Origin of the sequence: Streptomyces sp. UNOB3_S3 (assembly GCF_020740895.1) — a bacterium.
GTDB lineage: Bacteria > Actinomycetota > Actinomycetes > Streptomycetales > Streptomycetaceae > Streptomyces.
In genome coordinates, this window is sequence record NZ_JAILXP010000196.1 from 1 (window position 1) to 13,025 (window position 13,025).

Genomic DNA, 13,025 nt, shown 5'->3' on the forward strand with positions numbered 1-13,025 from the left:
GGTCCGGGCCCGGCGCGTACGCCGCTTCACTGGTGCGGGACCACCGCGACGGGGCAGGCGGCCCGGTGCAGGGCGGTGTGACTGACCCGGCCGAGTTGCAGGCCGAACCGGCCCTGCCGCCTGGTGGCGCCGAGCACCAGCAGATCGGCGTCCGCCGCCGGATCGAGCAGCACCCGGTGCGCGGGCCCTTCCAGCACCGTGCGCCGGACGGTCACCTCCGGGTGCTCGGCCACGGCTTCCTTCAGCGCGTCGTTCAGGATGGCGCCGGCCTGTTCCTCGTAGGCCACGGCGGTGGAATCGAGCACGATCAAGGGGTCCGCCGACGGCTGGGGGCTGCGCCAGGCCCGTACGGCCTGAAGCTCGCACCCGCGTGTCGCGGCCTCGCGCAGGGCGAATCGCACGGCGGTGGCGGCTTCTTCCTCGTCGCCCACGCCGACGACGACCCGGCCGGCCGTGCCCTTGACGGCGCGTTCCTCGCCGCGAACGACGACGACGGGACAGTCCGCGCGTCCCGCCACCGCGAGGCTCACGGAGCCCAGCAGGAATCCCTTGACGACGCCGTGCCCGGACGAACCGGTCACCAGGACCGCCGCATGGCGCGACTCCTCCACCAGCGCCGTCCCCGCGTCGTCCGGCACGGTCACGGCGTCCACCCGCAGCTCCGGGGAGAGCCGCCGGGCCCGTTCCTCGGCCGCGTCGACGATGTGCAGGATCGCCCCTTCTTCGTCCGTCGATCGTTGATCGGTGAACAAGGACGCCGGTCCTTCGTAGCGCTCCCACAGCGACGCGTAGACCACGCGCAACGGAAGCCGGAGGCGGGTCGCCTCCGCCGCGGCCCAGTCCAGGGCGGCGAGGCTGCCGTCCGACCCGTCGACGCCCACCACCACGGGACGCTCCATCGTCCTCACCGCCTTGCCGTCCTACCGCCTCACCCGGCATCTCGGGCCGGGCGGCGATCCGTGCTGTTGCCCCCTTCCACCATCTCCGGTCGGCGTCCTCATGGCACGTCCGGAGCGCGTTTCCACGCCGGACGCCCGCCGGACGCCCGCCGGATCGACGTGGGAACCACGACGCCCCCCGATGGCGGTCGCACCGGGGCGGCCGCAGCGTCCGGGGGTGTCACAAGCCGGAGCCGGCCGCGGACGGTCACGTCGATGTGCGGCTCGAAGGCCTCGAATGCCTCGAAGGCATCGACGCGCTGGAGACCCACTACACCGGCAACTACGGGCGACCGTGAGGATGACCCACCCTTCCGAGGAACTCCTCTTCGACGAGAAGTGAGCGGTACGGGCGGGCGCCCGCCCGTGACACGGCACGCACTCCGGTCACTCCCGCGCGCCCGTGTCGCGGGTGTCCGGGCGGGGGATGCCACGCCTCGTGCCGTCCACCACGAGGAGGTCCGCCATGGCCGTCGAGAGAGCACGCCCGCGTGCCCGTGCCCGTGTCTGTGTCCGTGCCCTGGCGATGATCGCCGCCCTCGGCATGGTGGCGACGCCCATGACGTCCGCCTCGGCGCACGGCCACGACCGGGGGTCTGCCCTCCTGCAGTGCCAGGGCACCGAGTCCGTCACCTACAGCCCCGGAGTCACCTTCGGGGCACGGCAGTTCGACGTCACCACCGACGGACGGTTCGTGTCGTGCCTCGACGCGGGCGGGAAGGTGAGGAGCGGGTCGTACGGGGAGAAGTTCAGCCTGTTCGCGGGCTGCGACGACCTTCTCGACGGCTTCACGGCCCGGCGAACGTTCCGCTGGAGCACCGGCGACACGAGCGTCGCCGAGATCAGCGGCAGCAGTACGGAGGTGGCGGGGCAGGTCGTCACCACGATCACCGGCAAGGTCGTCGAGGGCCGGTTCAAGGGGCATGGCGCGGTCGAGGTCATCACCCTGCCGCAACCGGGCGTGCTGCAGTGCCTCACCACAGGCTTCACGGGCGCGACGGGGGTGACGACGCTCACGATCGCCTGAGGCCGCGACCGGGCCCGGCGTTCACACCCGCGGGCCCCTCCTCACCGGGCGAAGATCCTGGCCACCACGGAGGCGACGGGCTCGCCCCCGAGGATGTCCCGCAACTCCCGCACGCCGTCCCGCCGCTGCGCCGGCGTGAGCGCGAGGTACCGCTCGACGCGTTCGTTGAAGGAACGCCGGAACGCGGCGTAGAGGCCGTCGTCCGTCCGTATCCGGCCCGCGATCCGCACCAGGGCCGCGGTGCCGGCGAAGTCGTCCTCCGGCACGTCGTCGTACGGCACGACGTCCGAGAACCGGTTGGCGGTCCGCCCGAAGAGCGTGCCGCCCAGCCGCCGCACGGTGAAGACGTGGGCGTAGTGCTGCTCGTGCAGTGCCAGCGGCAGCCGCCCCAGGGTCAGTGACTCGTGGAGCGCGGTCAGCCCGGGTGCCAGCAGGTACGCGGGGGTGTTCGCCACCTGCCGCAGCACCTCGCGCTGGGGCAGGCAGCGAAAGGCGGTCTCCCGCCCGGCGGACGAGACGGTCCGCTCCCGGTGTCCGGCGAAGGGGCCGCCGCAGACCAGTACGCGCCGGAACCGCGGCCAGTCGCGCGGCAGGTCCTCCAGCCAGCGCCCCAGCAGCAACAGATAGTCGTTGTTCGACTCGAAATCCAGCAGGAAGTTCCTGAAACCGCCGACATTGACCAGCAGGTCGTACTCCGGGGGCGCTTCCCCTGACGCGCCCGGCAGGCCGGTGCGATCGATGACCGAGTGATCGATGATCGGGCCGGTCGGGTGGACGGCGGGCCCGGAGCCGAGCGCGGTGAACGCGGCGATGCGCACGTCGGCGCCCGGGAAGTTCTGCACCACGCTGTCGGTGGCCAGCAGATGCGCCGCCACGATCCGCTCGTGCGGAGAGAGTTCGCGCAGATGGGCGTCGGCGGCCGCGAACCCGGTGCGCGGCAGGCTCTCGCACAGGCCGTGGATCCGGGCCAGCGGCCGTTCGAGCCGCCAGAAGCCGAACAGGCTGTCCACCATGACCACGGGCCGCCGCGCCACCACGGCCCGCAGGGCCAGGTCCGCGTCCATCGCCGACACCACGTGATCGCTGGACTCCAGGAGGGCGTCGACGGCCCCGGACACCGGCCGGATGTCGTCGAAGGCGTCCGGGTTGGCCCGGGCGAAGGCCGCCGCCACACCGTCACCCACGAACACCCGCTCGTGGCAGGCGAGCAGCCGCGAGACCGCGGCGAGTTCGGCGACCGGGCCGAAGCCGCAGTTCTGCGCCCCCATCACGACGCGCATGCCCGCGCCCCCGGACCGCCGGTCCCGCCGGCCCCGCTGGTCCCGCCGGTCCCGCCTGGGTCCGCGCCGCCCGCCGGCCGTGTGGCGAAGACCTCGACGAGGCGCTCCGCGAACGCCCCGGGCGCCCCGGCGTATCCCACGTGGCCGCCCGGGAACAGCACGGGCCGGTGTCCCAGCCGCCGCGCCAGGGCCACCGCCGGCCGGTGGACGACATACGCGCGCGAATCGTGGCCGCCCGCCATCGTGACCCGGTCCGCCACCGCCGCGAGCGCGGCGAGGTCGGGAACGAACCGCATGGAGGGACGCAGGACATGCGCCAGGAAGAACGCGGAGTTGTCACGCTCCTCGGGCAGCGCCGGCGCGGGACGGCCGTCGAAGAGCGCGCTGAGCCGGCGCAGCGCCGGTACCACGCCCTCCCGGTGGAACGTCCGGACGACGTCGTCGACGAGCGCGAGGTGTTCCTCGGCGTCCGGCAGCAGGGCCACGGCGGGCGGCTCGTGCGCCACCACCGCCCGCACCCGGTCCGGATGACGCGACGTGAGCTCCAGGCCCACGAGCGCGCCCAGGCAGCTGCCGAACACATGGACCGGCTCACCCGTCGGGAACAGATGCGCGAGCAGCCGGGACGCGTCGTCCGCGTGCGCCTCGATCCGCTGGTCCACCGGCGGTCCCGAGAGCACGCTGCGGGAGTTGCCGCGCAGGTCGTAGCCGACGACGCGGAAGCGCGCGGCCAGCACAGCGGCCAGGTCCTCGAAGACGGCCGCGTCGCTGTTGCCCCCGGTGATGAGCAACAGGGGCGGCCCCGCACCCCGTACCTCGTAGTACAGCCGCGCGCCCGGCACCCCGAGCGTCCCGGTCCTGAGCGTGTCCATCGAACTCCAGGCGATGCCGACAGCGATACCGGACCCCGGCACGAGCCCGCCGTGACAGGGCCGGGGTGCCGCCATAGGCATGCCCAGGGGCGCCGCTTCCCTACACCCCTCCCATACCCCCGTGGCGTGGTGTCGGCGATGGCCGCACGCTGGAGACAGAGAGCGGCCCGGGAAGGACGGGAGGGTGTCTCCGGATGGACGGGAAACGCGACGCCGTGCTCACGGAGGTCACCGACCGGCCCCTGAGCGGGCACGCCGTGCGCTGGGCGGCGGACGAGGCGGCCCTCCGCCGCCTCCCCTTGAGGCTGCTGCACGTCCGGACCGGTCCGGCGAGCACCCCGCCGGACACGGAGCCCGGAAGCCGGGCCCACTCCTGGGCGACACACCTCCACGCCCGTGGGGAAACGCTGCTGCGCGAAGCGCGCGACCAGGCGCTGCACGAGCACCCGGAGCTGGAGGTCACCACCGAGCCGGCCTCCGGGCGGCCCGCACGGGTCCTGCGCGAAGCCGCGGCGTCCGCGAGCCTCCTCGTCCTGGCCGCACCGCGCCACGCCGGGGCGGACTCGTTCTTCGCGCCCCGGGACGAGGCCGACGCCCTGGCCGGGCACCTGCCCTGCCCGGTCGCCCTCGTGCGGGAGCCGCCCTCCGGCGTGCCGGACGACGCGCCCGTCGTGGTCGGGGCGGACGGCCCGCCCCCGGCGAGGGCCGCAGTCGACCTGGCCTTCGAGGAGGCGTTCCTGCGCGGGGTCGGCCTGGTCGCGGTGCTGGTCCGCGGGCCCCGGGACGCGGGGAGGGCCGAGGTCCTGGAGGAGACCCGGGTGGACCTCTCGGAGTCGCTGGCGGGGCACCGGGAGCGGTACCCGGGCGTCGAGGTCCGGCAGGACGTCGTCGTCGGCGATCCCGCGGCGATGCTCGCCCTGGCCTCCCGCGACGCGCGCTGCCTGGTGATCGGCGCGCACGGGAGGGGCGGACTCAGGACGGCGCTGCTCGGCTCGACCGGCCGCACCCTGATCCACGGCACCTACTGCCCGTTGATCATCGCGCCGGCCCCGTCGGCGCGATGACCACGCGCGTCAGGCGCGGCCGTACGCGGACATCAGCAGCAGGGCCGTGCCGGCGGACGCGAGTACCACCGCGGACAGGCACCAGACGACGGCCAGGCGTGCCGCGCGGCCCCTGACGCCGGGTCCCGGCACCGCGACGGGCGCGGGGCCGGCCAGCTCGGTCCAGTCGAGGGCGGCGGTCCTCAGCTCGCGCCGCCGCAGCGCGCCGCCCACCGCGTACAGACAGCCGGCGGCCGCGCCGCCCGCCGCCACGGCGCCGCCCGTGGCGGGCCCCGGAACCCCGGTCAGGAACAGCGGGACGGTGCCCGCGCAGGTGCTCCATCCGGTGAGGCACCCGGCCGCCGAGACGCGGCGGAAGAACGGCCGGTCGGCGCCGGCCCGCAGCTCCGCCACGGCCGGCAGGTACCAGACGGTCCCGGCGACGGTGAGTGCCGCCGCGGCCAGGGCCAGGACCAGGTTCGACATCTCTCTTCCTCTCTCGGGTCTCTCCCCCTCGGGGCGCGACGGCGGTCAGACGTGGGTGGCGACGTCCGGGTGGTGGAGGTCGAACGCCGGGGATTCGGAGCGGATCCGCGGCAGCGTGAGGAAGTTGTGCCGCGGCGGCGGGCAGGAGGTCGCCCACTCCAGCGAGCGGCCGTAGCCCCACGGGTCGTCGACCTCGACCTTCTTGCCGTACTTGGCGGTCTTCCAGACGTTGTAGAAGAACGGCAGGATCGACAGGCCCAGCAGGAACGAGCCGATGGACGAGACGGTGTTCAGCGCCGTGAAGCCGTCGGAGGCGAGGTAGTCCGCGTAACGACGCGGCATGCCCTCCGCGCCCAGCCAGTGCTGCACCAGGAACGTGGTGTGGAAGCCCACGGTGAGTGTCCAGAAGGTGATCTTGCCGAGCCGTTCGTCGAGCATCTTGCCGGTGAACTTGGGCCACCAGAAGTGGAATCCGGCGAACATGGCGTACACCACGGTGCCGAAGAGCGTGTAGTGGAAGTGGGCCACGACGAAATACGAGTCGGAAACGTGGAAGTCGAGCGGCGGCGCCGCGAGGATCACGCCCGTCAGCCCGCCGAAGACGAATGTGAGAAGGAATCCGGTGACCCACAGCATCGGGGTCTCGAAGGACAGCGATCCCTTCCACATGGTGCCGATCCAGTTGAAGAACTTCACACCGGTCGGGACCGCGATCAGGAAGGTCATGAAGGAGAAGAACGGCAGGAGCACACCACCGGTGACATACATGTGGTGCGCCCACACGGTGACCGAAAGACCGGCGATGGAAATCGTCGCCGCGATCAGGCCCCAGTAACCGAACATCGGCTTCCGGGAGAACACCGGGACGACCTCGGAGACGATGCCGAAGAACGGCAGGGCCAGTACGTACACCTCGGGGTGGCCGAAGAACCAGAACAGGTGCTGCCAGAGCAGCGCGCCGCCGTTGGCGGAGTCGAAGACGTGCGAGCCGAACTTGCGGTCCATCTCCAGGGCGAGCAGGGCCGCGGCCAGCACGGGGAACACGAGCAGGATGAGCACGGCGGTCAGCAGCACGTTCCATGTGAAGATCGGCATGCGGAACATCGTCATGCCGGGCGCGCGCATGCCCACGATGGTGGTGATGAAATTGACCGCGCCCAGAATGCTGCCGAATCCCGACAGTGCCACACCCATGATCCACATATCGGCGCCGACACCGGGGGAGTGGGTCGCGTCCGACAGCGGCGCGTAGGCGAACCAGCCGAAGTCCGCCGCCCCCTGCGGCGTGAGAAGACCGGCCGCCGCTATCAGCGAGCCGAAGAGGAAGAGCCAGAAGGCGAGCATGTTCAGCCGCGGGAACGCCACGTCCGGCGCGCCGATCTGCAGGGGCATCAGCCAGTTGGCGAAGCCCGTGAACAACGGCATCGCGAACAGCAGCAGCATGACCGAGCCGTGCATCGTGAACGCCTGGTTGAACTGCTCGTTCGACAGGAGCTGCGTTCCCGGCCGGGCCAGCTCGGCACGCATCAGCAGGGCCATCAGGCCGCCGATGATGAAGAAGGCGAACGCCGACACCAGATAGAGCGTCCCGATCCTCTTGTGGTCCGTGGTGGTCAGCCAGTTCACCACCGAGGCCCGGGGACTCCGGGCGGAGTCCGCGCCGGCCACCACCGGCGCGCGCCGTTCCTCGGTCCTCTCGTCCGCTCCCATGCCCATACCGTCCACGGACCACCAACTCCACACGATTTCCGGTCAATGACGGGATCATGATCGGCTCGCCCGCCGGGCGGCGGACAGGGGCCGTGGGCCCCGACGTGCGCGGCCCCACCGGCCCCGGGGACGGGGCCCTTCAGTCCCTCGGCGGCGCGCGGCCGGTGCCCGCCGGTGCCCACCGGCGCGCTCGGGCCGCCGGGCCGCCGGCTCTCCGGGCCGCCCACCACCGGCGGAGCGGCCGCCCGGCGGCACACCCCGAGGGGCCCCGGCCGGGGACCGTTCAGCCCTAGGAACCGGCGCGGCGGGTATGTCTACTGAGGACATGGCCCGTATCACACAACCGCTTCCCCGGTACGAGGCGCTCAGGCTGCTGAAGGGCGCGAAGATCGGCCGACTGGTCTTCAGCCATCAGGCACTGCCCGCCGTCCGTCCCGTCAACCACGTCCTGCTCGACGACCGCGTCATCATCCGCACCCACACCGGCGCCGCGCTGCTCGGCCCGGCGCGCGACGGGGCGGTGGTGGCGTACGAAGCCGACGAGTTCGACACCGAGCGGCGCGTCGGGTGGAGCGTGGTGGTGACGGGCGAGGCCCGCCTCGTAAGGGATCCGGACCTTCAGCAGCGCTATCAGGACGCGCTCGAACCGTGGATCGGCGGCGACATGACTCACACGGTCAGCATCAGCCTCGATCTGGTCACGGGCTGTCGCATCAGTTCGCGGCCGGCAGATGGGCGGCCAGAGCGCTGATCGTGGGGTGGGCGAGGACGTCGGGGAGGGTGAGTTCGAGGCTCCTCCGGGCTGCGGCGGGTCAGCAGGGCGATGGCGCTGAGGGAGTCGTCGCCGAGGGCGTGGAAGTCCTCGTCGGCGTCGATGTCGGTCAGGCCGAGGACTTCCTTCCACGCGTCGCCGAGGACGGCCTCGATCCAGCCGGAGGAGCCGGAAGCTCCGGACGAGGCAGACGCGGCAGCGGTACTCCCCGACGGCCGGGCCCTGCTGGTGGTGGTCAGCGCTGTCCCGTCGACCTTCGGGCCAGCCACGAGCGCAACTCGGCGCCGTGCAGCAGTGTCGGTGCGGACGGTACGGACGGAGCCGCGGCGCGGTCCGGGCGTCGTGCGTAGAGCATGTGGCGGTCGGTGCCGCTGAGAAGGGCGTGCTGCTCGGTACGGACGGTGAACCCCTTGGCGTGGAGGAGGGACGTCAGACGTGCCAGGCGGCCTTGGGTGCCGGTTCCGGGGGCGTCGTGGACTTCCGACCGCGAACGGGCCGTCGCCGAGACCCTCACCGCCGTCCACCGGGCCGGAGCGCGGATCATCCTCACCTACTGGGCGACCTAGGCGGCCCGCTGGGCGGGCTGACGCGCCGCTGTCGCCGGTTCACTGGCCCTCACCGCGCAGGGCGCGGGCGATCGGTTCGATGGCCCGGAGGGAGCTGAGGCAGTGGTGAGCCACGGGAAGGGTGTGGTGCGCGAGGGGGTGACGGGTCATCGGCTGCCAGAGCCGTGCCGAGGCGGCGGGGATGACGGTGTCGTCCCGGGCGCTCCATACGGTGATCGGGTACTCCAGCGGTCTGGGGCGCGGCCCGTAGTCGTAGGCGTCGATCAGGGCGAGGTCGGCACGCACCGCCCGGAGCGCCTCCTGGCGTCGCCGTGCGGGCTCGCCCCGGGGCAGGGGAATGGCCAGGGCGGTGATGAGGCCGATCAGCGCGCCGTCGTCCATGGACCGGCTGTCCAGGTCGAAGCCCGCGTACTCGGGTGGTGAGAAGGCCGCGCAGGCGTGGAGGGCGAGGGCCGGCTGACGCCGGCGGGCGAGCTGCCACGCGGTCTCGTAGCCGAGGGCCGCTCCCATGCTGTGCCCGAAGATCAGCAGGGGTTCCGTGACGTGCTGCGTCAGCCGGTCGGCCAGCCGGGCGGCGAGGCCCGCGAGTCCGGCTGGTTCTACGAGTCCGGCGGGTTCCGCGAGGTCGGTGGGTTCCACGGGGACGGTGGGTTCCACGAGGCCGGTCGCCGGGCCGGGGCCGGGGTCGGGCGCCGCTCCACCGGTCCGCCGCCCCGGGTAGCGGGCGGACAGGATCCGGAATCCGGGGGTGAGGTGGCGGATCCAGTGCGCGAAGTCCGCGGCGCCGCCCCCCACCCCGGGCAGGAGCAGCACGGCGGCCTCCGGGCCGCCGCTCCATCCCCGCTCGGGCGCCAGTTCCCACAGCAGTCCGTCACCGAGTGCTCTCACGGTCGGAACGTTCCCCCCTCCGCCACCTCTTCCCCTTCATCTCTATCACTCTTTCGTAGGAACAACCGGATCCCCTCTTTTTCGTGCCCTGCGGCATGGGCAGGTGTCCGAATGTCCGGTCGAGTGTGTTCTGCCGTGGGGGGCGGATATGGATCGCGCAGCCGACAGTCGCGCCGACAGTCGTGCGGGGGAGGCCCGCGGCACGGGTAACGTGGCGGTCGTCGGGGTCGCGTTGCGTCTCCCCGGCGGTCTCAACAGCCTGGACACGTTGTGGTCCGCGCTCCTCGACGGCCGGGACCTGGTCACACGGATGCCCGCCGAACGGTTCGACGCGCGGGAGTTCACCGACGCCGATCCGCGCCGGCCCGGGCGCAGCTACACGGCGGCGGCCGGGGTGCTCGACGACATCGCGGGCTTCGACGCGGACTACTTCTCCCTCTCCCCGCGCGAGGCCGACCGCATGGACCCGCAGCAGCGGATCCTGCTGGAGCTGGCCGCCGAGGGAGTGGACGACGCCGGTATCGACCCGGCCCGCCTGGCCGGCTCCGCCACCGGCGTCTTCGTCGGCGTGTCCAACCACGCCTACGGCAACCTCCAGTTGAGCCGGCTGGAGACCGTCGACCGGCACACCATGACCGGGCTCGCGAGCGGCAACACCGCGGGCCGCCTCTCCCACGCCTTCGACCTGCGCGGCCCCGGCCTGGCCGTGGACACCGCCTGCTCGTCGAGCCTGGTCGCCCTCCACCAGGCGTGCGGGTTCCTCGGCTCCGGCGGGGAGCTGGCGCTGGCCGCCGGGGTCAACATCCTCGTCGGGCCCCACGAGTTCGTCGGCTTCGCCAAGGCCTCGATGCTCTCGCCCACCGGCCGCTGCCGCGCCTTCTCCGCCGCCGCCGACGGGTTCGTACGGGCCGAGGGCGGCGTGCTCCTCGTCCTCAAGCCCCTCGACCGGGCCCTCGCCGACGGCGACCGCGTCCACGCCGTGATCGTGGCCACCGGGACCAACAGCGACGGCCGCACCCCCGGCCTGGCCCAGCCCAGCGCCCGGGCACAGGCCGCCCTGCTCCGCCAGGTGTACGGCCCGTCGGGGCCGGACGCCCGCGAGCTGGTCTACATGGAGGCGCACGGCACCGGCACGCCCGTGGGCGACCCCCTGGAGTGCGAGGCCATCGCGACGGCCCTGGCCGGCCGGTGCTCCGCGGGGCCGCCGCTGCCCATCGGATCGGTCAAGACCAACCTCGGGCACCTGGAGTCCGCTTCGGGGCTGGCCGGGCTGCTCAAAGCCCTCCTCGTCCTGCGCCACCGCGTCATCCCGCCCTCCCTCCACGGCCTGCCGGCCAACCCGGCCATCGACTTCCCCCGCCTGGGCCTGACCCCCGTGAGCGCCGCCACCCCGCTGGCGACGGCCTCCGGCGGGCTGGTGGGCGTCAACTCCTTCGGGTTCGGCGGCTCCAACGCCCACGCGGTCCTCGCGCCCGCCCCCGTACCCGCCGCCCGGCCGGACCCGCCCGAGGGGCCACGCCCCGTGCTGGTCTCCGCGCGCACTCCCGAGGCCCTCGCCTCGGCCGCCACCGGGCTCGCCGACCACCTCGACACCGCGGGCGCGGACCCCGGCACGTTCTACGACATCGCCCACACCACCTTCACCCGGCGCGGCAGACACCCCTGCCGTTCCGTCGTCCTGGCCACCGACGCCCGCACCGCCGCCGCCCACCTGCGTGCCGGCGCCGACGCCCCGCCCGCGCCCGTGCTCGGGCATGGTGCCATCGCCTTCGTCTACAGCGGCAACGGCGCCCAATGGACGGGAATGGGCCGCCGGTTGCTGACCGCCGCCGGGCGCGGTCCCGGGACGTCGGCGTTCCGGGACGCCGTCGCCGAGGCCGACGCGGTCCTGTCGCCCCTGCTCGGCTGGTCGGTACGGGAAGAGCTGGCCCGTGGCGGGGACGCGGCCCGGCAGGCGCGGACGGAGATCGCCCAGCCGCTGCTGTTCACCGTGCAGGTGGCGCTCACCGCCGCGCTGGCGGCGTATGGAGTGCGCCCGGCCGGCGTCGCCGGGCACAGCGTCGGCGAGGTCGCCGCCGCCCACGCCTGCGGCGCGCTCGACCTCGTCTCCGCCGCCCAGGTCATCACCCACCGCAGCCGCGCCCAGGCCCATACCGCCGGCACGGGGAGGATGGCCGCCGTGGGGCTGCCTCCGGAGAGGGCGCTGGAGGAACTGACGCCCTTCAAGGGGCTGCTGGAACTGGCCGCCGTCAACAGCCCTCGCGACGTGACGGTCGCCGGTGACGAGAGCGCCCTCGACGAGCTGGCCGGGAAGCTGGCCGGACAGGGCGTCTTCTTCCGGACGCTCGACCTCGACCACGCCTTCCACACCGCCCACATGGACCCCATCGAGGCGGAGCTGCACACCGCCCTGGCCACGCTGCGTCCGCAGGCGGGGAAGCTGCCGTTCGCCTCGACCGTCACCGGTACCCTCCAGCAGGGCGAATCCCTGACCGGGCCGTACTGGTGGCACAACGTCCGCCGGCCCGTGCGGCTGCCGGACGCCGTCCAGGCGCTGGCGGGAACGGGCTGCGACGCCTTCGTGGAGATCGGCCCGCACCCCGTCCTCTCCCACTACCTGCGTCGCGTCCTCGGCCCGGACGACACCGGGCCCACCACCGTCCTTCCCACGCTCTCGCGGAGCCAGGACGGGCCCGAAGCCCTGGAACGGACCGTCGCCGCCCTGCTCGCCGCCGGAGCCCGCACCGACGTCAGCGGACTCTTCCCCGTACCGGGCCGGGTGCGGGACCTGCCCGCCTACCCCTGGCAGCGGGAACACCACTGGCACGGTTCCGCCCGCTGGTTCGGCAAGGGCTGCGGCGACGGCCGGAGTCACCACCCCCTCCTCGGCGAGCGTGCCAACCACGCCGAACCCCTCTGGCAACTGCGCGTCGACCCCACCCACCACCGGTGGCTCGCCGACCACGTCGTCACCGGCGCGGTCGTCGTCCCCGCCGCCGCCTTCGCCGAAGCGGCCCTCGGCGCCGGCCGCCTCCACCACCAAGGCCCCGTCCAGCTCCAGGACCTGGCCGTCGAACGCGCCCTGACCCTGCCCTTCGACGACCCCGCCATGGACGTCCGCCTCCAGACCTCGCTCGACCCGGGCGACGGCACCGTGCGCATCTCCAGCCGCGACGGCACCGGGCCCTGGCGCCCGCACGCCCGAGCCGTCGTACGCCGCCTGCTGCGCGGACAACCGGCGCCGGAGGACATCCAGGAGCTGCGCGCCCGCCTGCCGAAGACCGTCTCCGCGATGGACACCCACGCCGGGGCCGCCGCCGCGGGCATCGCCTATGGTCCGGCCTTCACCGTCCTCACCGGCCTGGAGGTCGGCGACGGCGAGGTCCTGGCCCGGTACGCGCTCCCCGGAACCCCGGAGCCGGACACACCCGCCCCCTACGTCC

General features: G+C 73.4%; 11 protein-coding genes and 1 pseudogene. 5 read left to right on the top strand and 7 right to left on the bottom strand.

Going from position 1 to position 13,025, the window contains the following annotated elements; genetic code table 11:
• Positions 1-26: 26 nt before the first annotated feature.
• Positions 27-899 (bottom strand): universal stress protein, encoded by an 873-nt coding sequence (locus tag K6I33_RS21000; protein WP_229355090.1) that lies wholly within the window; start codon positions 897-899, stop codon positions 27-29.
• A gap of 505 nt (positions 900-1,404) precedes the next feature.
• On the opposite strand from K6I33_RS21000, the gene K6I33_RS21005 reads away from it, so the two are divergent.
• Complete coding sequence (locus K6I33_RS21005) at positions 1,405-1,965, top strand: hypothetical protein (protein ID WP_229355092.1); 561 nt, start codon at positions 1,405-1,407, stop codon at positions 1,963-1,965.
• Positions 1,966-2,006: 41 nt separating this feature from the next.
• On the opposite strand, the gene K6I33_RS21010 is transcribed toward K6I33_RS21005, so the two are convergent.
• Both K6I33_RS21010 and K6I33_RS21015 read right to left on the bottom strand, forming a co-directional pair.
• Entirely contained in the window at positions 2,007-3,245 is a 1,239-nt protein-coding gene (locus K6I33_RS21010; RefSeq protein ID WP_229355094.1) for a hypothetical protein, read from the bottom strand.
• Complete coding sequence (locus K6I33_RS21015) at positions 3,233-4,117, bottom strand: alpha/beta fold hydrolase (RefSeq protein WP_229355096.1); 885 nt, start codon at positions 4,115-4,117, stop codon at positions 3,233-3,235. The genes K6I33_RS21010 and K6I33_RS21015 overlap by 13 nt, the downstream gene beginning before the upstream one ends.
• 194 nt (positions 4,118-4,311) lie before the next feature.
• Between K6I33_RS21015 and K6I33_RS21020 the strand changes: the two genes are divergently transcribed.
• Complete coding sequence (locus K6I33_RS21020) at positions 4,312-5,181, top strand: universal stress protein (RefSeq protein ID WP_229355098.1); 870 nt, start codon at positions 4,312-4,314, stop codon at positions 5,179-5,181.
• A gap of 9 nt (positions 5,182-5,190) precedes the next feature.
• On the opposite strand, the gene K6I33_RS21025 is transcribed toward K6I33_RS21020, so the two are convergent.
• Together K6I33_RS21025 and ctaD are read right to left on the bottom strand one after the other, a co-directional pair.
• Positions 5,191-5,646, bottom strand: coding sequence for a hypothetical protein (locus K6I33_RS21025; RefSeq protein ID WP_229355100.1), 456 nt, complete (start codon positions 5,644-5,646; stop codon positions 5,191-5,193).
• Positions 5,647-5,691: 45 nt separating this feature from the next.
• Positions 5,692-7,356 carry a cytochrome c oxidase subunit I gene (ctaD, locus tag K6I33_RS21030; RefSeq protein ID WP_229355103.1) on the bottom strand — a complete coding sequence of 555 codons (1,665 nt, stop codon included), beginning with the start codon at positions 7,354-7,356 and terminating at the stop codon, positions 5,692-5,694.
• Between the two features lie 325 nt (positions 7,357-7,681).
• Here ctaD and K6I33_RS21035 point away from each other — a divergent pair, with 325 nt between their 5' ends.
• The gene (locus K6I33_RS21035) at positions 7,682-8,107 is read left to right on the top strand and encodes a pyridoxamine 5'-phosphate oxidase family protein (RefSeq protein WP_229355105.1); all 426 of its coding nucleotides are present in this window, start codon (positions 7,682-7,684) and stop codon (positions 8,105-8,107) included.
• Here K6I33_RS21035 and K6I33_RS36650 read toward each other — a convergent pair.
• Positions 8,026-8,397: an acyl carrier protein gene (locus K6I33_RS36650; protein WP_374285449.1), complete on the bottom strand. Its 372-nt coding sequence runs from the start codon at positions 8,395-8,397 to the stop codon at positions 8,026-8,028. The two genes, K6I33_RS21035 and K6I33_RS36650, sit on opposite strands and share 82 nt — an antisense overlap.
• Before the next feature lie 213 nt (positions 8,398-8,610).
• On the opposite strand from K6I33_RS36650, the pseudogene K6I33_RS21040 reads away from it, so the two are divergent.
• A pseudogene (locus tag K6I33_RS21040) lies at positions 8,611-8,694 on the top strand (hypothetical protein); the annotation flags it as partial.
• Between the two features lie 39 nt (positions 8,695-8,733).
• On the opposite strand, the gene K6I33_RS35820 reads toward K6I33_RS21040, so the two are convergent.
• Positions 8,734-9,582 carry a thioesterase domain-containing protein gene (locus K6I33_RS35820; protein WP_229355107.1) on the bottom strand — a complete coding sequence of 283 codons (849 nt, stop codon included), beginning with the start codon at positions 9,580-9,582 and terminating at the stop codon, positions 8,734-8,736.
• Between the two features lie 148 nt (positions 9,583-9,730).
• On the opposite strand from K6I33_RS35820, the gene K6I33_RS36065 reads away from it, so the two are divergent.
• Positions 9,731-13,025: type I polyketide synthase (locus K6I33_RS36065; RefSeq protein ID WP_275126742.1), on the top strand; the 3,295-nt coding region annotated here is incomplete at its 3' end.

Excerpts from the sequence above, each read along its gene's own strand:
- K6I33_RS21000 (WP_229355090.1), bottom strand. The coding sequence starts at position 899 with ATGGAGCGTCCCGTGGTGGTGGGCGTCGACGGGTCGGACGGCAGCCTC.
- K6I33_RS21005 (WP_229355092.1), top strand. The coding sequence starts at position 1,405 with ATGGCCGTCGAGAGAGCACGCCCGCGTGCCCGTGCCCGTGTCTGTGTC.
- K6I33_RS21010 (WP_229355094.1), bottom strand. The coding sequence starts at position 3,245 with ATGCGCGTCGTGATGGGGGCGCAGAACTGCGGCTTCGGCCCGGTCGCC.
- K6I33_RS21015 (WP_229355096.1), bottom strand. The coding sequence starts at position 4,117 with ATGGACACGCTCAGGACCGGGACGCTCGGGGTGCCGGGCGCGCGGCTG.
- K6I33_RS21020 (WP_229355098.1), top strand. The coding sequence starts at position 4,312 with ATGGACGGGAAACGCGACGCCGTGCTCACGGAGGTCACCGACCGGCCC.
- K6I33_RS21025 (WP_229355100.1), bottom strand. The coding sequence starts at position 5,646 with ATGTCGAACCTGGTCCTGGCCCTGGCCGCGGCGGCACTCACCGTCGCC.
- ctaD (WP_229355103.1), bottom strand. The coding sequence starts at position 7,356 with ATGGGAGCGGACGAGAGGACCGAGGAACGGCGCGCGCCGGTGGTGGCC.
- K6I33_RS21035 (WP_229355105.1), top strand. The coding sequence starts at position 7,682 with ATGGCCCGTATCACACAACCGCTTCCCCGGTACGAGGCGCTCAGGCTG.